The sequence below is a fragment of the Streptomyces dengpaensis genome (genome assembly GCF_002946835.1).
GTDB lineage: Bacteria > Actinomycetota > Actinomycetes > Streptomycetales > Streptomycetaceae > Streptomyces > Streptomyces dengpaensis.
Genome location: NZ_CP026652.1, coordinates 2,317,283 through 2,341,529, shown reverse-complemented (window position 1 = coordinate 2,341,529; position 24,247 = coordinate 2,317,283). Strand labels below are relative to the sequence as shown.

23 protein-coding genes are annotated in these 24,247 nt (G+C 71.0%); 10 read left to right on the top strand and 13 right to left on the bottom strand.

The window, feature by feature from the left end; genetic code table 11:
* Positions 1-31: 31 nt before the first annotated feature.
* The 3 genes from C4B68_RS10525 (at position 32) to C4B68_RS43135 (ending at position 1,591) form a co-directional block, all read left to right on the top strand.
* Entirely contained in the window at positions 32-409 is a 378-nt protein-coding gene (locus C4B68_RS10525) for a helix-turn-helix domain-containing protein (RefSeq protein ID WP_028802355.1), read from the top strand.
* 388 nt (positions 410-797) lie between these two features.
* Complete coding sequence (locus tag C4B68_RS10520) at positions 798-1,268, top strand: Dps family protein (protein ID WP_099503991.1); 471 nt, start codon at positions 798-800, stop codon at positions 1,266-1,268.
* A 110-nt stretch (positions 1,269-1,378) separates the two neighbouring features.
* Positions 1,379-1,591: a hypothetical protein gene (locus C4B68_RS43135; protein ID WP_099503989.1), complete on the top strand. Its 213-nt coding sequence runs from the start codon at positions 1,379-1,381 to the stop codon at positions 1,589-1,591.
* A gap of 533 nt (positions 1,592-2,124) precedes the next feature.
* Here the strand turns inward: C4B68_RS43135 and C4B68_RS10510 are convergent.
* The 3 genes from C4B68_RS10510 to C4B68_RS10500 form a co-directional block, all read right to left on the bottom strand.
* Complete coding sequence (locus C4B68_RS10510) at positions 2,125-2,886, bottom strand: SDR family NAD(P)-dependent oxidoreductase (RefSeq protein ID WP_099503987.1); 762 nt, start codon at positions 2,884-2,886, stop codon at positions 2,125-2,127.
* Positions 2,887-2,918: 32 nt separating this feature from the next.
* Positions 2,919-3,779: an Fpg/Nei family DNA glycosylase gene (locus C4B68_RS10505; RefSeq protein WP_099503985.1), complete on the bottom strand. Its 861-nt coding sequence runs from the start codon at positions 3,777-3,779 to the stop codon at positions 2,919-2,921.
* Positions 3,780-3,950: 171 nt separating this feature from the next.
* On the bottom strand, positions 3,951-8,975 hold the full coding sequence (locus C4B68_RS10500) for an ATP-dependent helicase (RefSeq protein ID WP_099503983.1): 5,025 nt from the start codon (positions 8,973-8,975) through the stop codon (positions 3,951-3,953).
* Positions 8,976-9,182: 207 nt separating this feature from the next.
* Here C4B68_RS10500 and C4B68_RS10495 point away from each other — a divergent pair, with 207 nt between their 5' ends.
* The 3 genes from C4B68_RS10495 to C4B68_RS10485 are packed head-to-tail and all read left to right on the top strand — an operon-like array spanning position 9,183 to position 11,115.
* On the top strand, positions 9,183-10,145 hold the full coding sequence (locus C4B68_RS10495; protein ID WP_099503981.1) for an AraC family transcriptional regulator: 963 nt from the start codon (positions 9,183-9,185) through the stop codon (positions 10,143-10,145).
* Positions 10,064-10,810, top strand: a complete 747-nt coding sequence (locus C4B68_RS10490) for an AzlC family ABC transporter permease (RefSeq protein WP_099503979.1) — start codon at positions 10,064-10,066, stop codon at positions 10,808-10,810. Before C4B68_RS10495 ends, C4B68_RS10490 begins: the two co-directional genes overlap by 82 nt.
* A complete protein-coding gene (locus C4B68_RS10485) occupies positions 10,807-11,115 on the top strand; it encodes an AzlD domain-containing protein (protein WP_099503977.1) in 309 nt (102 codons plus the stop codon). The genes C4B68_RS10490 and C4B68_RS10485 overlap by 4 nt, the downstream gene beginning before the upstream one ends.
* 85 nt (positions 11,116-11,200) lie before the next feature.
* On the opposite strand, the gene C4B68_RS10480 is transcribed toward C4B68_RS10485, so the two are convergent.
* Complete coding sequence (locus C4B68_RS10480) at positions 11,201-12,142, bottom strand: hypothetical protein (RefSeq protein WP_099503975.1); 942 nt, start codon at positions 12,140-12,142, stop codon at positions 11,201-11,203.
* Positions 12,143-12,222: 80 nt separating this feature from the next.
* Between C4B68_RS10480 and C4B68_RS10475 the strand changes: the two genes are divergently transcribed.
* On the top strand, positions 12,223-12,417 hold the full coding sequence (locus C4B68_RS10475; protein ID WP_099503974.1) for a DUF3046 domain-containing protein: 195 nt from the start codon (positions 12,223-12,225) through the stop codon (positions 12,415-12,417).
* An 82-nt stretch (positions 12,418-12,499) separates the two neighbouring features.
* Positions 12,500-13,714, top strand: coding sequence for an AI-2E family transporter (locus C4B68_RS10470; RefSeq protein ID WP_099503972.1), 1,215 nt, complete (start codon positions 12,500-12,502; stop codon positions 13,712-13,714).
* Between the two features lie 45 nt (positions 13,715-13,759).
* Here the strand turns inward: C4B68_RS10470 and C4B68_RS10465 are convergent, their stop codons facing one another.
* The gene (locus C4B68_RS10465; RefSeq protein ID WP_180289323.1) at positions 13,760-14,554 is read right to left on the bottom strand and encodes a hypothetical protein; all 795 of its coding nucleotides are present in this window, start codon (positions 14,552-14,554) and stop codon (positions 13,760-13,762) included.
* A gap of 374 nt (positions 14,555-14,928) precedes the next feature.
* Between C4B68_RS10465 and recA the strand changes: the two genes are divergently transcribed.
* Positions 14,929-16,053 carry a recombinase RecA gene (gene recA / locus C4B68_RS10460; protein WP_099503970.1) on the top strand — a complete coding sequence of 375 codons (1,125 nt, stop codon included), beginning with the start codon at positions 14,929-14,931 and terminating at the stop codon, positions 16,051-16,053.
* A gap of 3 nt (positions 16,054-16,056) precedes the next feature.
* Positions 16,057-17,013, top strand: a complete 957-nt coding sequence (gene recX, locus C4B68_RS10455) for a recombination regulator RecX (protein ID WP_099503968.1) — start codon at positions 16,057-16,059, stop codon at positions 17,011-17,013.
* 209 nt (positions 17,014-17,222) lie between these two features.
* Here the strand turns inward: recX and C4B68_RS10450 are convergent, their stop codons facing one another.
* From C4B68_RS10450 to C4B68_RS10420, 8 genes are all read right to left on the bottom strand, one after another.
* Positions 17,223-17,621 carry a rhodanese-like domain-containing protein gene (locus tag C4B68_RS10450; protein WP_373682245.1) on the bottom strand — a complete coding sequence of 133 codons (399 nt, stop codon included), beginning with the start codon at positions 17,619-17,621 and terminating at the stop codon, positions 17,223-17,225.
* Positions 17,618-18,154 carry a cupin domain-containing protein gene (locus C4B68_RS10445; RefSeq protein ID WP_240634291.1) on the bottom strand — a complete coding sequence of 179 codons (537 nt, stop codon included), beginning with the start codon at positions 18,152-18,154 and terminating at the stop codon, positions 17,618-17,620. The genes C4B68_RS10450 and C4B68_RS10445 overlap by 4 nt, the downstream gene beginning before the upstream one ends.
* A 76-nt stretch (positions 18,155-18,230) precedes the next feature.
* Positions 18,231-18,317 (bottom strand): putative leader peptide, encoded by an 87-nt coding sequence (locus tag C4B68_RS44390; RefSeq protein WP_313960178.1) that lies wholly within the window; start codon positions 18,315-18,317, stop codon positions 18,231-18,233.
* 362 nt (positions 18,318-18,679) lie between these two features.
* On the bottom strand, positions 18,680-20,386 hold the full coding sequence (locus C4B68_RS10440) for an FAD-dependent monooxygenase (protein WP_099503962.1): 1,707 nt from the start codon (positions 20,384-20,386) through the stop codon (positions 18,680-18,682).
* Positions 20,387-20,583: 197 nt separating this feature from the next.
* A complete protein-coding gene (locus C4B68_RS10435) occupies positions 20,584-21,477 on the bottom strand; it encodes an amino acid ABC transporter permease (RefSeq protein WP_099503960.1) in 894 nt (297 codons plus the stop codon).
* Positions 21,474-22,142, bottom strand: a complete 669-nt coding sequence (locus tag C4B68_RS10430) for an amino acid ABC transporter permease (RefSeq protein ID WP_099503958.1) — start codon at positions 22,140-22,142, stop codon at positions 21,474-21,476. Before C4B68_RS10430 ends, C4B68_RS10435 begins: the two co-directional genes overlap by 4 nt.
* A 132-nt stretch (positions 22,143-22,274) precedes the next feature.
* Complete coding sequence (locus C4B68_RS10425; RefSeq protein WP_099503956.1) at positions 22,275-23,120, bottom strand: glutamate ABC transporter substrate-binding protein; 846 nt, start codon at positions 23,118-23,120, stop codon at positions 22,275-22,277.
* A gap of 146 nt (positions 23,121-23,266) precedes the next feature.
* A complete protein-coding gene (locus C4B68_RS10420; RefSeq protein WP_099503955.1) occupies positions 23,267-24,043 on the bottom strand; it encodes an amino acid ABC transporter ATP-binding protein in 777 nt (258 codons plus the stop codon).
* Positions 24,044-24,247: the final 204 nt, after the last annotated feature.

Below are 24,247 nucleotides of genomic sequence, written 5' to 3'. Positions count from 1 at the left end.
GCGGCTACGCGGTCCGAGGAGGGAGCCACCGATGATTCTGCTCCGTCGCCTGCTGGGTGACGTGCTGCGTCGGCAGCGCCAGCGCCAGGGCCGTACTCTGCGCGAAGTCTCCTCGTCCGCCCGAGTTTCACTCGGCTATCTTTCCGAGGTGGAGCGGGGGCAGAAGGAGGCGTCCTCCGAGCTGCTCTCCGCGATCTGCGACGCGCTGGACGTACGGATGTCCGAGCTCATGCGGGAAGTGAGCGACGAGCTCGCCCTCGCGGAGCTGGCACAGTCGGCTGCGGCCACCGAGCCGGTGCCCGCACCGGTGCGTCGCCCGATGCTCAATTCCGTATCGGTGACCGGTGTGCCACCGGAACGGGTCACGATCAAGGCGCCTACCGAGGCGGTCGACGTCGTCGCTGCCTGACGCTCACGAGCTCGTGCTCATGAGCTGAGGATGTGTGTGTGAAGCCCCGGCCGGGGCTTCTCCGGGGAGACCCGGAGGAGTACGGCCGGGGTTTTTTCGCGTTGTACGGGTGTTCTGTATGCGTCCATTTGCCGGTATGCGGTGGGGCGGCGATGGTGGAAGGGCGGGGTGGGACAGGGTCCAGCCGGCGGTTGCGGGTTGGACGTTGGGAGTGTCCTCGTCCCTCGTCGGTCTAGTCGTTCCGGTTGCGCGGTCGTCTTGGTCCGGTTGATCCCGTCGTCCGGTAGTCCGGTAGTCCGATTGCCGGGTCGTCCGGTCGTTCGGTCGCTCTGGTTGTTCTGGTCGTCATGATCCTGATCATCTTGGTCGTCGTCATCGGAGGATATGGATGTATGTCGTGAAGAGTCCGTTGTCCGACGCGGACCTCAAGACCGTGTCCGTGGCGCTGCAGGGCGCGCTGGTCGACCTGGTGGACCTCGCCCTTGTGGCGAAGCAGGTCCACTGGAACGTGGTGGGCCCGCGCTTCCGCTCCATCCATCTGCAGCTCGACGAGGTCGTGGACTCCGCGCGTCGGTACTCCGACATCGTGGCGGAGCGCCTCTCGACGCTGGGTGTGCCGCCGGACGGGCGGGCCGGGACGGTGGCCGCCAGCAGCGGCATCGGGGCTACGCCCGAGGGCTGGGTCAAGGACACGGCCGCCGTGAAGACGCTCGTGGACGCGTTGGGCGTGGTGATCACGCGGATGCGTGAGCGGCTGGAGGCGACCGGGGAGGCGGATCCGGTGAGCCAGGACGTCTTCATCGGGGTCACGGCCGACCTCGAGAAGCATCACTGGATGTTCCAGGCGGAGAACGGGTGACTGTCCTCGGCCTCGTCCTCGGCGCCCGCCCGGGGCGTGCCTGTGTGCCGTAGGTGCGCCCTGCCGGCGCGTGCGGACCGCGGTCTAGCGTCGGGCGGGAGGTGGGCGCCATGGCGCGGCGGATAGTGCGCTGGGGGGCTGCACTGGGGTTGGGTGCGCTGTGGTGGTGGAGTGTGCTCCGGCTCGCGCTCGTGCCCGACGCCGGGGTGCTCGAGGGTGCGGTCGCGGCCGGGGGGTGGGGGTTGAGCCTGCTGCCGGTGCACTGCGTGCCGAGGGCTCGTGTGGCGGAGGGTGCGGGGGCGGATCGCTGGCGGGGGGTGTGAGGGAAGGCGTGGCGGCGGTGGGGGGATCGTCGGGCCGTGTAGGGGTGTGCGGTAGAGGGTGGGGTGCCGGGGAGCGGCGCAGGCGGAAGGGGCTGGGGCGTGTTGCGGGGCGCTTGGGGCGGGATCTGGCGGGTGGCGGGGCCGGGGAGTGTGGGGATGTGTGCGTGGTGCGGGAGCGTGCGTGTTGTGGGTGGGCGTGCGGATGGGGAGCGTGCGCCGTTGGGCGGGTGTGGGCGTGGCGGTGAGGGGCGTGCGTGTTGAGTGGTGGCTGGCGGTCGGTGGGGCGTGTGTGTCCTGCGCGGGCGTGCGGGTGAGGGGTGTGCGGGTGAGGGGTGTGCGTGTTGTGCGCTGGCGGGCGGGTGAGGGGCGTGCCCGTCGTGCGTGGGCCTGGCGGTGAGGGGCGTGCATGTTATGTGGTGCCTGCCGGTCGGGTCGGTGGGGCGTGTGTGTCCTGCGCGGGCGTACGGGTGACGGGCGTGCGCGTCGTGCTCGGGGGTGGATGGCGTGAATGGGGCGTGCGCTGCGGTGCGGGGCTACCAGGGCATCGCGACGCCGCCGTTGGGGCGGAGGATCTGGCCCGTGGTGAACGTCGAGGCGTCGGAGGCCAGATGCAGCACGGCGTGGGCGATGTCCTCCGGTTCGCCGACCCGGCCCAGCGGTGACAGCCGGGCCATGAACGCCTCCGTGTGCGCCTGCGCCTCCCCTTGACGGTCGGTCATCGGCGTCCGGGTCCAGCCGGGCGCGACCGCGTTGACGCGGATGCCGTACTGGCCGACCTCGGCTGCCAAGGTCTTCGTCAGCTGTACGACGGCCGCCTTGGCCGCTCCGTAGCAGAACAGGCCCGGACCGCCGGTGTCTATGGCGCCCGACGCCATCGTGATGACGCTGCCTCGGATGCTCTGCGCGATCATGCGACGGGCGGCCTCCTGGCAGGCGTACAGAACTCCCTTGAAGTTGACGCTCAGTACTCGGTCGAGGTCCTCGTCACGGGTCTCCAGGACGGGGCTGCTGTGCATGATCCCGGCGACCGCCGCCATGACGTCGAGGCGTTCGCAGGATGCCACCGCCTGCTGGAGCTGGGTGCGGTCGGTGACGTCGAGCGGGTGGGTGTGCGCGGTGCCGCCCCGGTCCTTGATGAGGGTCGCCGTCTCGTGCAGGCCCTGCGCGTCGCGGTCCGCGCAGTGGACGGTCGCGCCCGCCTCCGCGAGCAGGACGGCGGAGGCGCGGCCGATGCCGCTGGCGGCGCCGGTGACGAACGCCGTGCGTCCGGAGAGGTCGTACGCCTTGAGGGGCATGAACGGACGGTACGAGGGATTCTGACGGGTCGTCAATTAGTCGTACGTCGCGGGCTTGTACGGGATCGGACGGCGCCCGGTGGCGGGGTGGGGCGCGGCGGCGGCGTCGGGCCCTTCTGGCAGGTCGGGCACCAGTAAGTGGGGCGCTCGCGCGAACCGTCGCCCTGGTCCGCCGCTCGGATCGGGGTGCGGCAGCGTAGACAGGGGCGGGGTGTGCGGCCGTACGCGAAGAGGTTCTGGTCGCGGCGGCCCGTGGTGCTGCGGGCCGGACGGTCTCGGTTGGCTTCGAGGAGCTTCTTGGCGAGGGCCGGCAGTTGGGCAGCCCGGTCGGCGGGCAGGTCGCCGATGGGGAGCCAGGGGGTGGCGCCGAGGAGAAAGCACAGTTCGCTCTTGTAGACGTTGCCGATGCCGGCGAGATTGCGTTGGTCGAGCAGGGCTTCGCCGAGGGGGCGGGCCGAGTCGCGCAGGAGGTTTTCGAGGGCCTTGTCCGGGTCCCAGTCCGGGCCGAGGAGGTCGGGGCCGAGGTGGCCGACCGCGCGGTCCTCGTCGGTGGTGCGCAGCAGCTCGAGTACCGGGAGGCGGTAACCGACCGCCGTGCGGTCCGCGGTGCCGAGGATGGCCCTGATCTGGTGCGTGGGACCGCCGCTCCAGCGCTGGCCGCTCGCGTACACCTTCCACGAACCGTCCATCCGCAGATGCGAGTGCAGGGTCAGCCCGCCCTCGATCCGGGTGAGGAGGTGCTTGCCGCGCGGGGTGACGTCCAGCACGGTGCGACCGGTGAGGTCGGCGGTGGCGTACTTGGGCACCCGTAGGTCGGAACGGGTCAGCACCTTTCCCGCGAGGGCGATGTGCAGGCGCCTCGCGGTCTGCCAGACGGTGTCTCCTTCGGGCATGGGTCCAGGGTTGCATGGGTCGAGGGTTTGCCGGGGGCGATGATCCGGGGTGCTGATGCGGGGGTTGGTTGCCGGGCGCCTGTGCGGTGCCGGCGTGGGTGGCCGTGTGCGGCGTTGGGTCTCCGTTCGGGTGTCCGTGTGCGGCGCCTGTGCGGGCATCTGCCAGGGGGCTCAGGCGCGGAGGCGCAGTCCGCGGGGGGTTGCGATGAAGCCTGCTCCTTCCAGGAGGGTGCCGACGGGGGAAGTGAGCGCGGACGCGCCGTTGACGCGCTCTACCGTGACCGTGCCGAGGGAGCCCGCGCGGGCCGCCGCGGCGAGGGCTTCGGCGGCGGCGCGCAGGCGTATGTCCTCCAAGACCGCGCCGTGCGGGTCGGCGGGCCAGGCCAGCAGGGTCTTGCCGCCGCGCTCCATGTACAGGGTCAGCTCGCCGTCGACGAGCACGACCAGGGAGCCCGCCTTTCGGCCCGGCTTGTGCCCGGCGCCGGTCGGGGGCTCGGGCCAGGGGAGGGCCGCGCCGAAGGCGTTGGCGGGGTCGGCGGCGGCCAGGACCACGGCCGACGACGTCGCGCGGGTGCGGGCACGGTTGTTCGAGAAGGCCGGGCTGTTGGCGTAGGCGGAGCTGTTGGAGTACGTGGAACCGTTGGTGTGGGGCGAGCGGGCCGCAAAGGTCGAGTCTGCCGAGAAGCTGTGGTCGTCGGCGAAGCCTGGGTCGTCCAGGAACCCGGAGCTGTCAGGGAACCCGGAGCCGTCGGGGAAGCCAGAGGCGTTCGCCGTGTCGAGGTCGGCTGGGTAGCCGAGGGTGTCCTCCGGATCTGGGTCCCCGGGGAAACCTGGGGTGTGCGCGGAGGCACGGTCGCCGGGGAACCCCGGGGCGTTCGCGCCGCTTCGGCCGCCGGGGAATCCGTGAGCGCCCGGGAAACCGTTCGGGAGGGGCGGCTCGGACAGGGTTTCGCCCCGGTCCCGAGCGTTCGCCGCCGCGCGCAGGCGGTCCACCGCTCCGTCCATCGCGAACTGGGCGGCGCCGAGACCTTCGACCACATAGCCGCGGCGTGCCTGGCCGCTGTCCTCGAAGGCGGACAGGATGCGGTACACCGCGGAGAAGCCGCCCTCGACGCCCTCCGCGGCGACGGCGCCCCGGGTCACCACCCCGTGCCGGTCGAGCAGCGTGCGGGCCAGGGCATGGCCGCGCACCGTGGGGTCGGGCTCGCGCTCGGGGAGCAGCGACCAGCGTCCGGCCACGGTCGGCGGGCCGGTACGGGACTGGGGGCGGGCGGCGCCGGTCAGGGAGCCGTAGCGCCCGCGCGGGAGCGAGCGCTTGGCGCGGTGGGCGGTGGACCCGGCGGTGCGGCCCGAGCCCAGGAGGGCGCGCATCGGCGCGAGCGTGTCGTTCGTGAGGCGTCCGGACCAGGCCAGGTCCCAGACGGCGTCCGCCAGTTGGGGATCGGTGGCGTCGGGATGCGTGGTGGCGCGCACCTGGTCGGCGATCTGGCGGAAGAAGAGGCCGTAGCCACCGGACAGGGCGTCCAGGACCGACTGGTGGAGCGCGGTCAGCTCCAGGGGGTGCGGGGCCGGCAGGAGCAGGGGAGCCGCGTCCGCCAGATACAGCGAGACCCAGCCGTCCTTGCCGGGCAGTGATCCCGCCCCGGCCCAGACGACCTCCCCAGCGGCCGTGAGTTCATCGAGCATCGCCGGGGTGTAACCGGCGACCCGGGACGGCAGGACGAGCTTCTCCAGCGCGGACGCGGGGACAGACGCACCCTGCAACTGCTCGATGGCGCGCACCAGTCCATCGATTCCGCGCAGTCCGTGCCCGCTGCCCACGTGTTGCCACTGCGGCAGGAACTGCGCGAGCGCGGCGGGCGGCACTGGCTCCAGTTCGTGGCGCAGGGCCGCGAGCGAACGGCGCCGCAACCTGCGCAGCACCGCCGCATCACACCACTCCTGGCCGATGCCCGCCGGATGGAACTCCCCTTGTACGACACGGCCGCTCGCGGCCAGTCGCTGCAGCGCTCCGTCCGTGACGGCCGTACCGAGACCGAAGCGGGCGGCGGCCGTCGTCGAGGTGAACGGGCCATGGGTGCGCGCGTACCGCGCGAGGAGGTCGCCGAGCGGGTCCTTGACCGGCTCGGTGAAGGCCTCCGGGACGCCGACGGGCAGCGCCGTACCGAGTGCGTCCCGCAGCCGGCCGGCGTCCTCGATCGCCGCCCAGTGGTCGGCCCCGGCGATCCGGACCCGGATGGCGCGGCGGGCGGCGGCCAACTCCTGGGCCCATTGCGGTTCGGCACCCCGCTCGGCCAGCTCGGCGTCGCTGAGCGGGCCCAGCAGCCGCAACAGGTCGGCGACACCTTCGGTGTCCTTGACGCGCCGGTCCTCCGTGAGCCACTGGAGCTCCCGCTCCAGCTCGGTCAGGACGTCGGCGTCGAGGAGCTCGCGCAGCTCGGCCTGGCCGAGGAGCTCGGCAAGGAGTCGCGAGTCCAGAGAAAGAGCCGCCGCACGCCGTTCGGCGAGCGGCGAGTCACCCTCGTACAGGAACTGGGCGACGTACCCGAAGAGCAAGGAGCGGGCGAACGGTGACGGCTCCGGTGTGGTGACCTCGACGAGGCGCACCTTGCGGGACTCGATGTCGCCCATCAGCTCCGTGAGGCCCGGGACGTCGAAAACGTCCTGGAGGCATTCACGGACCGCCTCGAGAACGATCGGGAACGAACCGAACTCGCTGGCCACCTGAAGCAGTTGGGCCGCGCGCTGCCGCTGCTGCCACAGCGGGGTGCGCTTGCCGGGGTTGCGGCGCGGCAGCAGCAGTGCGCGGGCGGCGCACTCGCGGAAGCGCGACGCGAACAGAGCCGAGCTGCCCACCTGGTCGGTGACGATCTGGTCGACCTCGCCCTTGTCGAAGGCGACGTCCGCCGCGCCGACGGGCGCCTGATCCGCGTCGTACTCCGTGCCCGCCTTCATGGGCGTCTGGTCGAGCAGGTCCAGGCCCATCAGGTCCGCGTCGGGCAGGCGCAGCACGATGCCGTCGTCGGCGTGCATGACCTGGGCGTCCATGCCGTACCGCTCGGAGAGCTTGGCGCCCAGCGCGAGGGCCCAGGGGGCGTGGACCTGGGCGCCGAAGGGGGAGTGCACGACAACCCGCCAGTCGCCCAGCTCGTCGCGGAACCGCTCGACGACGATGGTCCGGTCGTCCGGGATGTGCCCGCATGCCTCGCGCTGTTCGGCGAGATACGAGAGCACATTGTCCGCCGCCCAGGCGTCGAGTCCCGCGGCGAGCAGACGGAGCCGGGCGTCGTCCTTCGGGAGCGAGCCGACCTCGCGGAGGAACGCGCCGACCGCACGGCCCAGTTCGAGCGGACGTCCCAGCTGGTCTCCCTTCCAGAAGGGGAGCCTGCCGGGGACGCCGGGCGCGGGGGAGACCAGGACGCGGTCGCGGGTGATGTCCTCGATGCGCCAGGAGCTTGTGCCGAGCGTGAAGACATCGCCGACGCGCGACTCGTAGACCATTTCCTCATCGAGTTCGCCGACCCGGCCGCCGCCCTTCTTGGGATCGGCTCCGGCGAGGAAGACCCCGAAGAGTCCTCGGTCGGGGATCGTGCCCCCGGAGGTCACGGCGAGACGCTGCGCACCGGGGCGGCCGGTGACCGTACCGGCGACGCGGTCCCACACCACGCGGGGCCTGAGCTCCGCGAAGGCGTCGGACGGATAGCGGCCCGCGAGCATGTCGAGCACGGCGGTGAACGCCGACTCCGGGAGCGAGGCGAACGGCGCCGCCCGCCGGACCGTGGCGAGCAGGTCGTCAACTTGCCAGGTGTCGAGCGCGGTCATGGCGACGAGCTGCTGGGCCAGCACGTCCAGGGGATTGGCGGGGACCCGGAGGGACTCGATGGAGCCGGTGCGCATCCGCTCGGTGACCACGGCCGCCTGCACCAGGTCACCCCGGTACTTCGGGAACACCACGCCGGTGGAGACCGCGCCCACCTGGTGGCCCGCGCGCCCCACGCGCTGGAGCCCGGAGGCCACGGAGGGCGGCGACTCCACCTGGATGACGAGGTCCACCGCGCCCATGTCGATGCCCAGTTCGAGGCTGGAGGTGGCGACCACCGCGGGCAGGCGACCCGCCTTCAGGTCCTCCTCGACGAGCGCCCGCTGCTCCTTGGAGACGGAGCCGTGGTGGGCGCGGGCGATGACGGGCGGAGCACCCTGGGCCGCGCCCGAGCCGCCCATCAGCTGGGCCGGCGCATGGGCCACCTCAAGAGGCTCGCCGGTCGCCCTCTCGTACGCGATCTCGTTGAGCCGGTTGCACAGGCGCTCGGCCAGGCGGCGGGAGTTGGCGAACACGATCGTGGAACGGTGGGACTGGACGAGGTCGGTGATCCGCTCCTCGACATGTGGCCAGATGGAGGGCTTCTCGGCGCCCTCATTGGCATCGGCGACCGGGGAGCCGCCCAATTCGCCCAAGTCCTCCACCGGGACGACCACGGAGAGGTCGAACTCCTTGCCGGACTTCGGCTGGACGATCTCCACCTTGCGGCGCGGCGAGAGATAGCGGGCGACCTCGTCCACCGGGCGCACGGTGGCGGACAGGCCGATGCGGCGCGCAGGCTTCGGCAGCAACTCGTCGAGGCGCTCCAGGGTGAGCGCGAGATGGGCGCCGCGCTTCGTGCCCGCCACTGCGTGCACCTCGTCCAGGATCACCGTCTCGATGCCTGTCAACGCGTCGCGCGTGGCCGACGTCAGCATCAGGAACAGTGACTCGGGGGTCGTGATCAGGATGTCCGGCGGGCGCGTGGCCAGTGCTCGGCGCTCGGCGGCAGGGGTGTCGCCCGAGCGGATGCCCACCTTGACCTCGGGCTCGGGCAGCCCGCGCCGCACGGCCTCCTGCCGGATGCCGGTCAGCGGGCTGCGCAGATTCCGCTCCACGTCCACCGCGAGGGCCTTCAACGGTGAGACGTACAGCACCCGGCAGCGCTTCTTGGGGTCGGCCGGCGGCGGGGTCGAGGCCAGCTGGTCGAGCGCGGCGAGGAACGCGGCCAGAGTCTTGCCCGAGCCCGTCGGGGCGACCACGAGGACGTCCGACCCCGCACCGATGGCCGACCACGCCCCGGCCTGGGCCGCGGTGGGCGCGGAGAAGGCCCCCGTGAACCAGCCGCGGGTCGCGAGGGAGAAGCCGTCGAGGGCTCGGTGCGTGGAACTGACCATGCGTCCATCCTGCACCCGCCCACTGACAATGGACCTGACCTGCGCAAATGCCGTGGCGGTGAGCGAGTGGCGGTCGTGCGGCGGGGGCGCGAGGGATGGGGCGGCGGTCGTGCCGCGAGGGAATGAGGTGCGGCAGTGCGGGCCGATCCCGCGGGCTGCCGGACGCCGGCCGCGAGGTGCCTTCGGCCGCTGACGCAAAATGGGGGCATGGCGGCTTGGGCGGAACGGGCACGGCACTGGCAGTACGCGGAACTGCCCGGCGTCGACCTGCTGCGGGCCAGCTACGTCGAAAAGATCTTCGTGCGGCACACCCACGAAAACTTCGTCATCGCCGCCATCGCCGACGGTGTCGAGGTCTTCCACCACGGCGGTGCCGACCAGTACGTGGGCCCGGGTGCCCTGGCACTCGTCAACCCGGACACTCCGCACACGGGCCGCGCGGGCGTCCCCGAGGGCTGGCGGTACGGGGCGGTGTACCCGTCGCCGGAACTGGTGGCCGGGATCGCCGCCGAGACCACCACCATCCGCGGCACCCCCGGATTCACTAGTCCGGTGCTCGACGACCCGTATGCGGCGGGCCTGGTCCACCAGGTGCTGCGGGCCACGGAGGAGGGCAACGCGCTCGCCGCCGACACCCTGCTGCGGGTGGCCGTGACCCGGCTGCTGCGCCTGAACGGAGGCCCGCTCCCGCAGCGGGCCGTGCACACCGCGGGCGCCCGCATCGCCGCACGCGCGCGTGCCGTGCTGGAGGAGCGGATGGCCGAGCCGCCGACCCTGGAGAGGCTCGCCGCCGATCTCGGCACCAGCCCGTTCGCGCTGCTGCGCGCGTTCCGGGACGCCTACGGCATGCCGCCGCACACCTGGCTGACCGACGCTCGCGTACGCCGGGCACGCCACCTCCTGGACGCAGGTTCCGCGCCTGCCGAGGTGGCCGTCGCCGTCGGCTTCACCGACCAGCCGCACCTCCATCGGCACTTCACCCGGATCGTGGGCGTGCCCCCGGGCGCCTACCAGCGCGAGCGCAGGAACGTACGCGAGCGCAAGAACGTACAAGACGGTGACCAGCGGCTGCGCCTACGGTCCAGGGCGTGGCAGAACAGACAGCTCTCGCAGACATACGCAGTGAAGAAGGCGGAAAACCCGACGCCGCCGTCGTCCGGGACGCCCTAGGTGTCGGCGTCGCCGTCGGACTGTCCGGGTTCGCCTTCGGGGTGACCTCGGCCGGCAGCGGGCTCACGCTGCTGCAGACCTGCGCGCTCAGCCTCCTGGTGTTCACCGGCGCCTCGCAGTTCGCGCTCGTGGGCGCGCTCGCGGCCGGGGGCAACCCCCTCACGGCGGCCGCGGGCGCCTTCTTCCTCGGGGTCCGCAACGCCTTCTACGGGCTGCGCCTGTCGCAACTGCTCGCCCTCCCGCGCGCGGTGCGTCCGTTCGCCGCGCAGTGGGTCATCGACGAGACCACGGCGGTCGCGCTCGCCCAGCCCACCCGCCGCAGCGTCCGCATCGGCTTCACCGTCACCGGGCTCTCCCTGTACGTGCTGTGGAACCTCACCACCCTGCTCGGCGCCCTCGGAGCCGAAGCCATCGGCGACACCGACGCATGGGGCCTGGACGCCGCCGGGCCCGCCGTCTTCCTGGCCCTGCTCGCGCCGATGCTGAAGACCACAACGGAGCGCGCGGTCGCGGGTGTCGCCGTCCTCCTGGGGCTCGGTCTGCTGCCCGTGCTGCCCGCCGGAGTTCCCGTACTCGTGGCCGCGCTGGCCGCTCCAGCCGCCCTCTACGTAGCGGGGCGGCGCAGTGTGAAGACCGCCAACGACGCACCAAGGGAAGACCGTTGAACATCTGGATCGCCATCGGCGTGACCGCCGTCGGCTGCTACGCCGTCAAACTCATCGGGCTGCTGGTTCCCGCAGGCGTACTGGAGCGGCCGTTCGTGCAGCGCCTCGCCGCCCTGGTGCCCGTCGCCCTCCTCGCCGCCCTCACGGCACAGCAGACCTTCGCCGACGGGCGTGTCCTGGTCCTGGACGCGAAGGCCGCGGGACTCGCGGCGGCTGCCGTCGCACTGATCCTGCGGGCCCCCTTCCTGCTCGTGGTCGCCGCGGCGGTGGTGGTGACGGCAGGGGTGCGGGCGATGACCGGCTGACGTCCGGTCCTTCGAGGGCTCGCCGACTGCATGGAGCTTCCGGCGAGTCACGCCGTTCGTCGGCCCGTACGCGCGCCCCCTGACGTCAGCCGATGGACCGTCCGTACGCCCGTAGCGTGCGCAGCGCCTCGATCGTCACCATGGGGCGGCACTCCAGGGCGGTGCCCGGCGCCCACTGACGCCACAGGACCGGCCAGCCGCCGTCCTCCTCCTGCTCGTCCGCCAGGTGGTCGAGCGAGCGCGTCATCTCCTCGTCGGTGAACCACGCGCGCGCGAGAGAGTCGGGAGTCTTCGCGTAGTCGTGCGGGAAGTGGTGCTCGCACGGCGCGTAACCGGACGCGACGGGAAACCTCTCAAGGCGCTCGGGGTCCAGCACAGCGAGCCGGTGCTCGCGCACCAGGCGGCCCAGACGGTCGGCCGCCGCCTCCGCGCGCGGGCGGTCGGGCGCGGAGTCCAGGAAGGCGACGGCCGCCTCGATCTCGTAGGGGTGGGACTTGGCCAGGGACTCGACCGCGTGCCAGCAGAAGTCGGTGGCCCGGAACAGCCAGGCGTGCCACACCTCGTTGCGGTGCAGCAGGCCCACCACCGGCCCGGTGGCGAGGAGCTCGCTCGGCGGGTCGTCGACGATCGGTACGAAGGGAGCCGCCGGATAGCCGCGTTGGCTGGGACGGATCGCCGGCAGCGCGCCCTCCGCCGTCGACACGGACGTCAGATAGCGGCACACGCGCTCCACGCGCTGTCCGCCGCAGCGCCCGATCGAGTCCAGCACGCGCAGCGCGTGCCCGGTGTGCAGCGGCTGGCTGACCGGGCCGCGCAGATCGGGTTCGAGCGCGTGACCGTACCCTTCGTCGTCGTTGCGGTAGGCGGCCAGCGCGGTCTCCACGGCGTCGGCGCCGCCGCCGAGGAAGTGGTAGGCGAAGCGGCGCTGCTCCAGCACGCGCGCGGTGAGCCAGATGAAGTGCTCGGCGCGGGACAGCGGGGAGTGTGCCGGCGTCGGGGGGAGTGGGGATGCTCCTGTTTCGGCCATGCGTCAGACCGTAGGACGGAAAGCGGTCTCGGCAAGCGCTCCCGGCTCGGGCCCACTCTCAGGGGCGGGATACTGGAGGCATGCGGTTGACGGTCTTTTGGCAGCGGATGGCAGATCACTTCGGTGAGGGGTACGCCGACACCTTCGCGCGCGATCACGTGATGACGGAGCTCGGCGGGCGCACCGTCCACGAGGCGCTGAACGCTGGCTGGGAGGCCAAGGACGTGTGGCGCGCGGTGTGCACGACCATGAACATTCCGTACGAAAAACGCTGACAGGTCACGAAGATCCGGGGGCGGGAACCAGAAGATCCGGGGGCGGGGGCCAATTGTCGGTGGCGTCGGGGAGACTTGCACCGTGGCCCCGACAGACGAGACCGCGCAGGTCGCCCAGCAGGCATCACCGCTCGGCACGACGCCGCCCACCGGCCCTCCGACCGGGGACGCGGCCGTGCCCGGCGGGCGCATGCCCCGCTGGCTGCCGCGCGCGATGGTGCTCGCCCTGGCACTCATTGCCGTTTTCCAGCTGGGTAGCTGGGCGTTCCATCAGCTCACCGGTCTGCTGATCAACATCCTCATCGCGTTCTTCCTGGCGCTCGCCGTCGAGCCCGCGGTGAGCTGGATGGCCTCGCGCGGTCTGCGCAGGGGACTGGCCACCTTCCTCGTCTTTCTCGGCTCGACGATCGCGATCGCCGGGTTCTTCGCGCTGCTCGGTTCGATGCTCGCGGGCCAGATCATCAAGTTGGTCGAGGGGTTCCCCGGCTACCTCGACTCGGTCATCAACTGGATCAACGCACATTTCCGCACCGACCTGAAACGGGTGGATATCCAGGACAGCCTGCTCAAATCCGACTGGCTGCGGAAGTATGTGCAGAACAGCGCCACGGGCGTCCTGGACGTCTCCGCGCAGGTGCTGGGCGGCCTCTTCCAGCTGCTGACGATCGCGCTGTTCTCGTTCTACTTCGCCGCCGACGGGCCGCGGCTGCGGCGCGCGCTGTGCTCGGTGCTGCCGCCCGCCCGGCAGGCCGAGGTGCTGCGCGCGTGGGAGATAGCCGTCGACAAGACCGGCGGCTATCTGTACTCACGCGGTCTGATGGCGCTGATCTCAGGCGTAGCCCACTACATCCTGCTGGAGTTCCTGGGCGTGCCCTACGCGCCCGTGCTCGGCGTCTGGGTCGGTCTGGTCTCGCAGTTCATCCCCACCATCGGCACCTATCTCGCGGGTGCCCTGCCGATGCTGATCGCCTTCACGATCGACCCCTGGTACGCGCTGTGGGTGCTCATCTTCGTGTTGGTCTACCAGCAGTTCGAGAACTATGTGCTGCAGCCCAAGCTGACCGCCAAGGCCGTCAACATCCACCCCGCGGTCGCCTTCGGGTCGGTCGTCGCGGGCGCTGCGCTCCTCGGCGCTGTCGGCGCGTTGATCGCGATCCCCGCCGTCGCCACCCTGCAGGCCTTCCTGGGGGCGTACGTGAAGCGGTACGACGTCACGGACGACCCTCGGGTGCAGGGGCACCGGCCGCGGAAGTCGGTCACCCTCCGCGCGCGCGTGCGGCGGCTCTTCAGCAGGTGAGGCTCACTGGGTGAGATTCATCAGGTGCATGCACCAGGTGCATGCTCACCAGGTGAGGACCGCCCACACGCCGGCGCCGGCGACGGCCGCCGCGTAGCAGCCGACCGCCGTGTACATCACCCGCTGCTTGGTCCTGTCGCTCCAGGAGGCGCGCGACAGCAGCCAGGACAGCGCGGGCAGCACCAGCACGGCGTGCAGGCTCACTCCGTGCAGTGGCTTGAGCGGGGCCGTCGAGTAGTATGCCGCCTCCTGGTGGCCGGTCCGGGTGAGGACGACCCCGCGCGCGATCATCGCGGCGCCCAACAGCAGGGCGACGAGCAGGACCGCGAACCCGGAGCGCAGCGCGAGCGGCATCCCCAGGGGGCCCGTGGGGCGGCTCCGGAACGAGGCGATCGCGAACACGGTGAGCAGCACCACGAGAACCCCGCCGCCCACCGCGAGCATCATGGACACCGCCGTGTCGAAGCCGGTCTCCATGTTGAGATGCGAGGGCACCCGGCGCCACGCCTGCAGAGTGATCCCGCCGACCTCCACGACGCAGTCGGCCGCGAACACGACGAGCAGCGTGGTGCGCAGCCGCGTTCCGACGCGCAGATACGACGTGACCCAGGTGACCGCGATCAGCGTCAGCCCGAAGGAGAGCCCGAAGGTGACGGGCTTGCGCCAGGAGACGGGCCCGTCCCAGGGGCCGCCGTCGACGGCGAAAACCACCAGATGCACGCATCCCGAGAGAACGAGCAGGGCGCCCGTCGCGTAGCAGAGCCGCTCGGCCGGACGGACCGAGCGCTTCAAGGGCGTCGGCGTGAGGTGCGCAGGTGACCGTGCGGGCTTCAAGGGCATCAGGGACCGGGACCTCGTGGTTTCCATGGCTCAAGACTCGCGGTCAGGCCCCACCGCGTCGTCGTACGGCCGAAGGCACCCGCCGTACGCCCGGGAGAGTAGCCCGGGGGCCGGACCCCGTCCTGATGGGAATCCGGGGGACTGTCGGACCGTGCCCGTACTCTCGGAGAGCCGTGGGGTGCGCTTGACACAAAAATCGAACATCCATTCTTATGGAGGCTCCGGCGGAGCTCTCGACGGGGATTTCGGCAGGGTTTTCATGGAGATGTGCCCGAGTTATCCACAGGCCGGACGGGCGTCGGGGCGCATTGTCAGTGGCAGGCGTTAGCGTCTTTGACGTGAAGCGATCGACTCAAGCAAACCGGGTGGAACCCATGGCAGGAACCGACCGCGAGAAGGCGCTCGACGCCGCGCTCGCACAGATTGAACGGCAATTCGGCAAGGGCGCCGTGATGCGCCTGGGCGAGCGGCCGAATGAGCCCATCGAGGTCATCCCCACCGGGTCGACCGCGCTCGACGTCGCCCTCGGTGTCGGCGGCCTGCCGCGCGGCCGAGTGGTGGAGGTGTACGGCCCGGAGTCCTCCGGTAAGACGACCCTGACCCTGCACGCGGTGGCCAACGCGCAGAAGGCCGGCGGCCAGGTGGCCTTCGTGGACGCCGAGCACGCCCTCGACCCCGAGTACGCCAAGAAGCTCGGCGTCGACATCGACAACCTGATCCTGTCGCAGCCGGACAACGGCGAGCAGGCACTGGAAATCGTGGACATGCTGGTCCGCTCCGGCGCACTCGACCTCATCGTCATCGACTCCGTCGCCGCCCTGGTGCCGCGCGCGGAGATCGAGGGCGAGATGGGCGACTCGCACGTGGGTCTGCAGGCCCGTCTGATGAGCCAGGCCCTGCGGAAGATCACCAGCGCGCTCAACCAGTCGAAGACCACCGCGATCTTCATCAACCAGCTCCGCGAGAAGATCGGCGTGATGTTCGGCTCCCCGGAGACCACCACGGGTGGCCGGGCGCTGAAGTTCTACGCTTCGGTGCGGCTCGACATCCGTCGCATCGAGACGCTGAAGGACGGCACCGACGCGGTCGGCAACCGCACCCGCGTCAAGGTCGTGAAGAACAAGGTCGCGCCGCCTTTCAAGCAGGCCGAGTTCGACATCCTCTACGGGCAGGGCATCAGCCGCGAGGGCGGCCTGATCGACATGGGCGTGGAGCACGGCTTCGTGCGCAAGGCCGGCGCCTGGTACACGTACGAGGGCGACCAGCTCGGTCAGGGCAAGGAGAACGCGCGCAACTTCCTGAAGGACAACCCCGACCTCGCCAACGAGATCGAGAAGAAGATCAAGGAGAAGCTGGGCGTCGGTGTGAGGCCCCAGGAGCCCACCGCCGAGCCGGGCGCGGACGCGGCGGTCTCGGCCGCCCCGGACGACGCCGCGAAGACGGTGCCCGCTCCGGCGGCCAAGGCCACCAAGTCCAAGGCCACGGCGGCCAAGAGCTAGTCCATGACGCGACGAACCGACTGGGCCGAGTACGCCTACCCTGGCGCCCCGGAGGGGGCAGGGCAGGGGTACCACGACGGGAGTGACGGCGGCTCGGCCGGAGAGGGTGACAGGGCGTACGGCGGCGCGATGGCGTACGGCGGTGGGACGTACGGCGCCGACGACGGGCTTGATGGTGCCGAGCGGTTCTACGGCGGCGATCCGGACGCCGATGCCGGCGGCGAAGGCTCGTCCGGCGGCGGCTCGCGGCGCAGTGCCGGTCTGCCGGGCGGTCACGCTTCGCCGGGTAGTGCCTCGCGCCGTGGCGGCGGTCGGCGTGGTGATGGCGGACCGCGTGGTGACGGCGGACCGCGTGGTGGACGAGGGCGTCGGAGGCGTGGCGGTTTCGGTGAGCCGTCCGGCGACCCACAGGACGGAGGCGCCCCTTCCTCGTCGAGGGCCGAGAAGGGGGAGCTCCCAGGGGACCCGGCTGAGCGGGCGCGGGCGATCTGTCTGCGTCTGCTCACCGGGACCCCGCGCACGCGCAAGCAACTGGCCGACGCACTGCGCAAGCGCGAGATCCCGGACGACGTGGCGGACGAGGTGCTGTCACGGTTCGAGGAGGTCGGCCTGATCAACGACAGCGCCTTCGCGGACGCCTGGGTGGAGTCCCGGCACCACGGCCGGGGTCTGGCCAGACGGGCGCTCGCGCGGGAGCTGCGGACCAAGGGTGTGGACTCGACGCTGATCGACGAGGCCGTCGGGCAGCTCGACTCCGAGCAGGAGGAGGCGACCGCGCGCGAGCTGGTCACCCGCAAGCTGCACTCCACACGCGGCCTCGACCGCGACAAGCGCCTGCGGCGCCTTGCGGGCATGCTCGCCCGCAAGGGCTACTCGGAGGGCATGGCCCTGCGTGTGGTCCGCCAGGCGCTGGAAGAAGAGGGCGAGGACACGGAGGGGCTCGGGGACGAGGGCTTCTGAGCCGCGCCGTTGTACGATCCCGGGCCCTGAACACGGTAGACGCGCGGGGGCGCCGATCGCGTTCAGGGCCCGGACGTTTGCCCGGCGATGCGCGCGGCCCTACGTGCGGACGCTTGCCCGGCCCTACGTGCGGACGCTTGCCGGTCCTGTGCCCGGACATGTGGCGGAGCCGCTCAACTCCCGGTGGTCGCAGTGGGGTTGATCCAGGCCTAGGCGGCAGTCACCGGGAACCCGGCCGCCTTCCAGGCCTGGAAGCCTCCGACCAGATCGGTGGCCCGGCGCAGACCCAACTGCCGCAGGGACACGGCCGCGAGGCTCGACGCGTACCCCTCGTCGCAGAACACGACGACCCGCAGATCGTGGCTCGTGGCTTCCGGGGCGCGGTGGCTGCCCTGCGGGTCGAGTCGCCACTCCAGTTCGTTGCGTTCGACGACGAGGGCGCCGGGGATCAGCCCGTCGCGCTCGCGCAGGGCGGCGTACCGGGTGTCGACCAGGAGCACCTCTCCCGCCCGCGTGGCTGCGTACGCTTCCTCGGCCTCCACGCGGTCCAGGCCCGCGCGGACCTGCTCCAGCAACTCGTCGATTCCCACCGGGCGTTGGGCGCTCACTGCCAGTCCTCCGGGCGCTCGACGTGCTCCAGACGCAGCATCCGGCCCGTACGGCTGTAGCGGCGGATCTGCGGGAGGGGCGGGTAGTAGGCATGGACCGAGATCGCGTGCTCTTCAGTGGACTCGTTGAGCACCTCGTGCACATGGTCGCGGCCGAAGGAGCGGCCCTTGCCAGCGGGCAACGTCCGCTCCCTGTCCATGCCTTCGGCCAGTTCCAGGGTCTTCCAGCCGTCGGCGGGCAGCCGGGCGGCGAGGGAGTTCTCCTTGAGTCGGCCCGACGCCGTGATGAAGGCGCCGACCGATTCGGCGTGGTCGTGCCAGCCGGTTCCGGTTCCAGGAGGCCAGCCGATCAGCCAGGCCTCACTGCCGCCCGGGCCTTCGAGACGCACCCACGTACGGCCCTCGGGGTCGAGCGGGAGCGAGGCGATCAACTCGGCGTCGGCGGCGGTGCGGCGGACGAAGTCGAGCAGGTCGGCCTGGGTGGGGGTGTGCGGTGGTGCGGAGACAGAGGGTGCAGAGGGGGACACAGACACTCGTACCGTCCTGAGGGTTCGCGTGGGAGCGCGCGGTAGCGCAAAGGCGGCGCGCGGAAGAGGGGAGGATGCGAATTCAGCAGGACGGACGACACACGCAGCCCGCATAGCGGACGAGGTCCATATGGACCCTCCGCCACAGGCGCACACAGGTGTCGGTCATGATCCGGAGTACACCATGCCGGTGCAGGCCGGTCAACTCAGCGTCGCTATGTGGACACATGGTGGGTGCGGGCGATGGCTTGCGGCTCGGCCGGCACGGCGGTGCGACATCCCAGGTCGCGGGCGGTCTGGACGGCGGTCTGAGGACTAGGACTAGCACCAAGAGTCCGGGTCCACGGCTACCCGGACCGTCACCACGGGCTCGGAAGTCCTCGAGCCCGGCGGTCCGAGCCCGCCATCGGCGGCCCGAGCCCGCCGCCGTTGGCCCGAGCCGTCACCTCCGGCCCAGCGCGCACTCCGGCACAGCACCCTCACCCCGTACTCCGGCACGGCAGGCCCAGCCCGCTTTCCGGCACCGCCGCCTCAGGCCGTGCCCGCCGTGGCCTCCGCCTTCGCCGGTCCACCCAGCGTCGCCTCGGCCGCCGCGTACAGGTCGGCCGGGCGCACCCCGCTGAGCGCGGTGACCAGATGGCCGTCGGGGCGGACGAGGAGCACGGTGTGCGCGGCGGCGCCGGGGTAGTTCTCGGCGACCAGCAGCTCGGCGGGGTGCGGCAGCGCGGTCACGGCGGCCGCGAGCCGGGGCATGATCCCGGCGGTCACCCAGTGCTTCCGCTCCCAGACGCCCGTCCCCGGGGCGATCAGCACCACGAGCAGCACGCCGCGCCCGAGCCGGTCCCGCAGGCGTACGAACGAGCCGTCCTCCGCGGTCACCCGCACATCGATGACGGGCGCTCCGGGTGCCGTGTCCACGGGAGCCTCCGACTCGGCGCGTGGAGGCGCGAGTGGGGACGTGGCGTACGCCCCCGGCGCGCCCAGTGGGCCGCGCCCCAGGTGGCCGTCCGTGAGCAGCGCGTCGTGGCCGCGGGCCGAGCCGGGGACGTAAGAGCGCAGGCCCCCGCCGCCGCGCAGCAGCGGCAGCGCATGGTCGGCGGCGCGCAGCCGGGCGGCGACGACGGCGCGCCGCTCCACCTGGTAGCTGTCGAGCAGAGCCTCGTGCGGCCCGTGGTGCCAGGCGAGGGCCAGCTTCCAGGCGAGGTTGTCCGCGTCCCGCAGGCCCTCGTCCAGGCCCTGGGTGCCGACCGCGCCGAGCAGGTGCGCGGCGTCCCCCGCGAGGAAGACACGGCCGGCCCGCCACCGGCGGGCGAGCCGGTGGTGGACGGTGTGGACTCCGGTGTCGAGCAGTTCGTACGCGGGTGTGGAGCCCCCGCTCCAGCCCGCGAGGGTCTCCCGGACGCGCGCCATCAGCAGGTCGGGCGTGACCAGGTCCTTGCCCGGGGGCAGCAGCCAGTCCAGGCGCCACGCGTCGTCGGCGAGGGGGCGCGCGGTCACCTCCCCGGCCGAGGGGCCCAAGGTCCGCCACGGCGGCATCCGATGCAACAACGCCTCACCGGGCCACGGAAGTTCCGTACGCAGCGCCGCCACGGCGTGTCGCTCGACGGCCGTGCGTCCAGGGAAGCGGATGTCCTGGAGTTTGCGCACCGTCGAACGCGGTCCGTCGCAGCCGACGAGATAACTGCCGTGCCACCACGTGCCGTTGGGGCCCCGTGTGTGCGCGCTGACGCCCGACGTCTCCTGCTCGATGGAGTCGAGGCGGCTGTTCACGGCGACCTTGATCAGCCGCTCGTGGACGATGGCCTCGCGCAGGGCGCCGGTCAGCGCGTGCTGGGCGATGTGCAGTGGGGAGACGTACTCCTCGGCCTCCGCGGAGCCGTCCGCGCCCCGGGAGCCTTCCGCGGCCCTGGAACCGCTCCTGGAAACGCTCCCACTCCCGGAACCGACAGCGCCCCTGGAACCGGAATCCCCCGCGCCGAGCGAGATCTCGCGCATCACCTGCTTGCGCCGCATCGACCGCCATCCGGCCCAACGGAAGCCGGCCTCGGAGACGGGAAAACCGGCCAGCCGGTCGACGAGCGCGGCCGTGTCCTCGCGCAGCACCACGGTCCGCGCGGACCGCTGTTCGTCCTTGCCCGGGCCCTCGTCGAGGACCATGGAGGGGACCTCCTGGCGGGCGAGCGCGAGGGCGAGCGTCAGCCCCACGGGGCCCGCTCCGACGATGATCACCGGGTCCACGGCGCGGTGCCCCCTGCCCGGAGCGGTGTCCTGAGGGACGTAGGGGAACAGGCAGTTGGAGCGGGGTGCACGATCACAGAACGTATGCAACCCACTGCCGGTCCTTGCGTCAAGCGAAGGGGGCAGCGGCGACCTCGCCACTGCCCCCGTGTGCTCGCCACTGCCCCACCGTGCGGGTCAGGCCACGTGACCGTTCGTCAGATGCCGCCGCCACCGCCGCCGGTCGCCGCGGTGCCCGCGATCGTGGCGTCGTCCGCGTGGAGCACCGCACCGGTCGACTTCTTGCCGCGCCGCAGCCTGCCCTCGAGCCAGGAGGCGAAGCTCGTGAGGGCGAAGTTCAGCACGATGAAGATGGCGGCCACCACGAGGAAGCTCGGGATGACGTTGGCGTAGTTGGCCGCGAGCGTGCTGCGCGAGTTGAGGAGCTCGGGGAACGCGAGCATCACGCCGCCCAGCGCGGTGTCCTTCACGATGACGACGAGCTGGCTGACGATGGCCGGGAGCATGGCGGTGACGGCCTGCGGGAGCAGGATGCTGGCCATCGTCTGGCCCTTGCGCAGACCGACCGCGTAGGCGGCCTCCGTCTGTCCCTTGGGCAGGGCCAGGATGCCCGCCCGTACGATCTCGGCGAGGACCGAGGCGTTGTAGAGCACCAGGCCGGTGACGACCGCGTAGAGGGGCCGTTCCTCGCTGCTGAGGCCCGTGGAGCGGACGTAGAACTCGTTGGCGAACAGCATCAGAAGCAGTACGGGAATCGCCCGGAAGAACTCGACCACCGCACCGGCCGAACCCCGGACCCACCGGTGGTCGGACAGACGCGCGATGCCGAAGACCGCGCCCAGCGGAAGGGCGATCACCATGGCGAGCGCCGCGGCCTTCAAGGTGTTGCCGAGACCCGGCAGCAGATACGTCGTCCAGGCCTGGGCCGTGGTGAACGGCTCCCACAGGGACGCCGTGAGCTGGCCCTTGTCGTCCATCGTCTGCCAGATCCACCACAGGAGCAGAGCCAGCAGGACGAAGAAGACGACCGAGAAGATCACATTGCGCCGCTTGGCCCGGGGGCCGGGGGCGTCGTAGAGAACGGAGGTCACCGCTTCACCGCCAGTCGCTTGCCCAGCCAGCCGAGGAGCAGGCCGGTGGGGAGGGTCAGGACCACGAAGCCGAAGGCGAAGACCGCGCCGATGAGCACCGTCTGTGCCTCGTTCTCGATCATTTCCTTCATCAGGGTGGCCGCTTCGGCCACGCCGATGGCGGCAGCCACGGTCGTGTTCTTGGTCAGCGCGATCAGTACGTTGGCCAGGGGGGCGATGACGGAACGGAACGCCTGCGGAAGCACGATGAGCCGGAGGGTCTGGCTGAAGCTCAGCCCGATCGCGCGGGCCGCCTCGGCCTGCCCGAGCGACACGGTGTTGATGCCGGAGCGCAGCGCCTCGCAGACGAAGGCAGCGGTGTAGGCGACGAGGGAGAGCGCCGCCAGCCGGAAGCCCTGAAGCTCGAAGTCGTCGGACGCCCCCAACGTCACGCCGAAGATGTCGGCGAGGCCGAGCGAGCTGAAGACGATGATGACGGTCAGGGGGATGTTCCGGACGATGTTCACATAGGCGGTGCCGAATCCGCGCATGAGCGGGACCGGGCTGACCCGCATTCCGGCCAGCAGGGTGCCCCAGACCAGGGAGCCCAGGGCGGAGAGGACGGTGAGCTGCACCGTCGTCCAGAACGCCCCGAGGACGTCATAACCTTCAAGAAAGTCGAACACGATCTCCCGCGCTTCCGGGTGTGTGGCGTACGTGGAGGACGCGGCGCGCCGCCGCCGTGATCGCGGCGGGCGGCGGCGCGCCTGCGGAACTGTGCGTTGCCGACGGGATTCCTGCGTCGGCGGAGTTCCGCGTTACTTGACGATCGCGCCGATCTTCGGGGCGGGCTCGTTCTTGTAGCTGGCCGGGCCGAAGTTGTCGTCGACCGCCTTCTGCCAGGCGCCGTCGCTGACCATCTTCTCCAGAGCGGCGTTGATCTTGTCGGCAGTCTCCTTGTCGCCCTTCTTGACACCGACGCCGTAGTTCTCGTTGCTCAGCTTGAGCCCCGCGAGCTTGAACTGGCCCTCGTACTTGTCCTGGGCGGCGAAGCCCGCGAGGATCGAGTCGTCGGTGGTCAACGCGTCCACGGCGCCGCTCTGCAGACCGGCGAGGCACTCCGAGTAGCCGCCGTACTGACGCAGGTTGGCCTTCGGGGCGATGGTGTCCTTGACGTTCTGCGCCGAGGTGGAGCCGGTCACGGAACACAGCTTCTTGCCGTTGAGGTCCGTGCCCTGGGAGATGTCGGAGTCCGCCTTGACCAGCAGGTCCTGGTGGGCCAGCAGGTACGGGCCGGCGAAGTCGACCTTCTGCTTGCGCTCGTCGTTGATCGAGTAGGTGGCCGCGATGAACTTCACGTCGCCGCGGGCGAGCGCGTTCTCACGGTCGGCGCTCTTGGTCTCGACGAACTCGATCTGGTCGGGCTTGTAGCCGAGTTCCTTGGCCACGTAGGTCGCGACGTCCACGTCGAAGCCGGAGAAGGAACCGTCCGGCTCCTTCAGGCCGAGTCCCGGCTGGTCGTACTTGATGCCGATCTTGATCTTGTCGCCACCGCCGGAGCCCGAGCCGCTGTCATTCTTGTCGTTGTCGCCTCCACAGGCCGTCGCGGTCAGGGAGAGGACGACCGCGGCGGCGGCCGCGGCGGTGACCTTGCGAAGCTTCATGGTGAACATCCTTTGCGTGGTGAAGAGATGCGGGCCCTCAGTGCGGGGTGACGACGTTTCGTCAGTCAGTGCGGGTGACGAAGTCTCGTCAGTGTTTCGGAATCCGTCCATCGTGGTTTCGGAATCCGTCCATCGTGCGGATCGCGTCAGTGGTGAAGGATCTTCGACAGGAAGTCCTTGGCCCGGTCGCTGCGGGGGTTGCTGAAGAACTGATCCGGCACGGCCTCTTCGACGATGCGGCCGTCCGCCATGAAGACCACTCGGTTGGCAGCCGAGCGGGCGAAGCCCATCTCATGGGTGACAACGATCATGGTCATGCCGTCGCGTGCGAGCTGCTGCATGACCTCGAGGACCTCGTTGATCATCTCGGGGTCCAGCGCGGAGGTCGGCTCGTCGAAGAGCATGACCTTGGGGTCCATCGCCAGCGCCCGCGCGATCGCGACGCGCTGCTGCTGGCCGCCTGACAGCTGTGCGGGGTACTTGTCCGCCTGGGTGCCGACGCCGACGCGGTCGAGCAGCGCGCGGGCCTTCTCCTCGGCGGCCTTCTTGTCGGCCTTGCGGACCTTGATCTGGCCCAGCATCACGTTATCGAGCACCGTCTTGTGCGCGAAGAGGTTGAAGGACTGGAAGACCATGCCCACGTCGGCCCGCAGCCGGGCAAGCGCCTTGCCCTCCGCGGGCAGCGGCTTGCCGTCGATCGAGATGTCGCCCGAATCGATCGTCTCCAGGCGGTTGATGGTGCGGCACAGCGTGGACTTCCCGGACCCGGAGGGTCCGATGACCACGACGACCTCGCCGCGGGCGATCGTCAGGTCGATGTCCTGGAGCACGTGCAACGCGCCGAAGTGCTTGTTGACGCTCTTCAGGACGACCAGTTCCTCGGTCGCGGCCACGGCGTCCTTGGCCACCGATACTTCGGTCATCGCTAGGGGGCTCCGTCCTCCTCGGTTTGGGAGGACAGTAGTAACACCGTACGACCTGCGTCATTACATCTGAGGGGAACTTGAGCATCACGATCCGGTAGCAATCGGACACGTGTCGTGTTGGTCGTACGCGGGGCGCGTACCGGCTGGATAACGGAAGGCGTCCGTAACCCGAAGGCCCTTGACGCCGTCCTTGTCCATCGG

Excerpts from the sequence above, each read along its gene's own strand:
- C4B68_RS10520 (WP_099503991.1), top strand. The coding sequence starts at position 798 with ATGTATGTCGTGAAGAGTCCGTTGTCCGACGCGGACCTCAAGACCGTG.
- C4B68_RS10505 (WP_099503985.1), bottom strand. The coding sequence starts at position 3,779 with ATGCCCGAAGGAGACACCGTCTGGCAGACCGCGAGGCGCCTGCACATC.
- C4B68_RS10425 (WP_099503956.1), bottom strand. The coding sequence starts at position 23,120 with ATGAAGCTTCGCAAGGTCACCGCCGCGGCCGCCGCCGCGGTCGTCCTC.
- C4B68_RS10465 (WP_180289323.1), bottom strand. The coding sequence starts at position 14,554 with ATGCCCTTGAAGCCCGCACGGTCACCTGCGCACCTCACGCCGACGCCC.
- C4B68_RS10475 (WP_099503974.1), top strand. The coding sequence starts at position 12,223 with ATGCGGTTGACGGTCTTTTGGCAGCGGATGGCAGATCACTTCGGTGAG.
- C4B68_RS10525 (WP_028802355.1), top strand. The coding sequence starts at position 32 with ATGATTCTGCTCCGTCGCCTGCTGGGTGACGTGCTGCGTCGGCAGCGC.
- C4B68_RS43135 (WP_099503989.1), top strand. The coding sequence starts at position 1,379 with ATGGCGCGGCGGATAGTGCGCTGGGGGGCTGCACTGGGGTTGGGTGCG.
- C4B68_RS10500 (WP_099503983.1), bottom strand. The coding sequence starts at position 8,975 with ATGGTCAGTTCCACGCACCGAGCCCTCGACGGCTTCTCCCTCGCGACC.
- C4B68_RS10495 (WP_099503981.1), top strand. The coding sequence starts at position 9,183 with ATGGCGGCTTGGGCGGAACGGGCACGGCACTGGCAGTACGCGGAACTG.
- recA (WP_099503970.1), top strand. The coding sequence starts at position 14,929 with ATGGCAGGAACCGACCGCGAGAAGGCGCTCGACGCCGCGCTCGCACAG.
- C4B68_RS44390 (WP_313960178.1), bottom strand. The coding sequence starts at position 18,317 with ATGACCGACACCTGTGTGCGCCTGTGGCGGAGGGTCCATATGGACCTC.
- C4B68_RS10420 (WP_099503955.1), bottom strand. The coding sequence starts at position 24,043 with ATGACCGAAGTATCGGTGGCCAAGGACGCCGTGGCCGCGACCGAGGAA.
- recX (WP_099503968.1), top strand. The coding sequence starts at position 16,057 with ATGACGCGACGAACCGACTGGGCCGAGTACGCCTACCCTGGCGCCCCG.
- C4B68_RS10510 (WP_099503987.1), bottom strand. The coding sequence starts at position 2,886 with ATGCCCCTCAAGGCGTACGACCTCTCCGGACGCACGGCGTTCGTCACC.
- C4B68_RS10480 (WP_099503975.1), bottom strand. The coding sequence starts at position 12,142 with ATGGCCGAAACAGGAGCATCCCCACTCCCCCCGACGCCGGCACACTCC.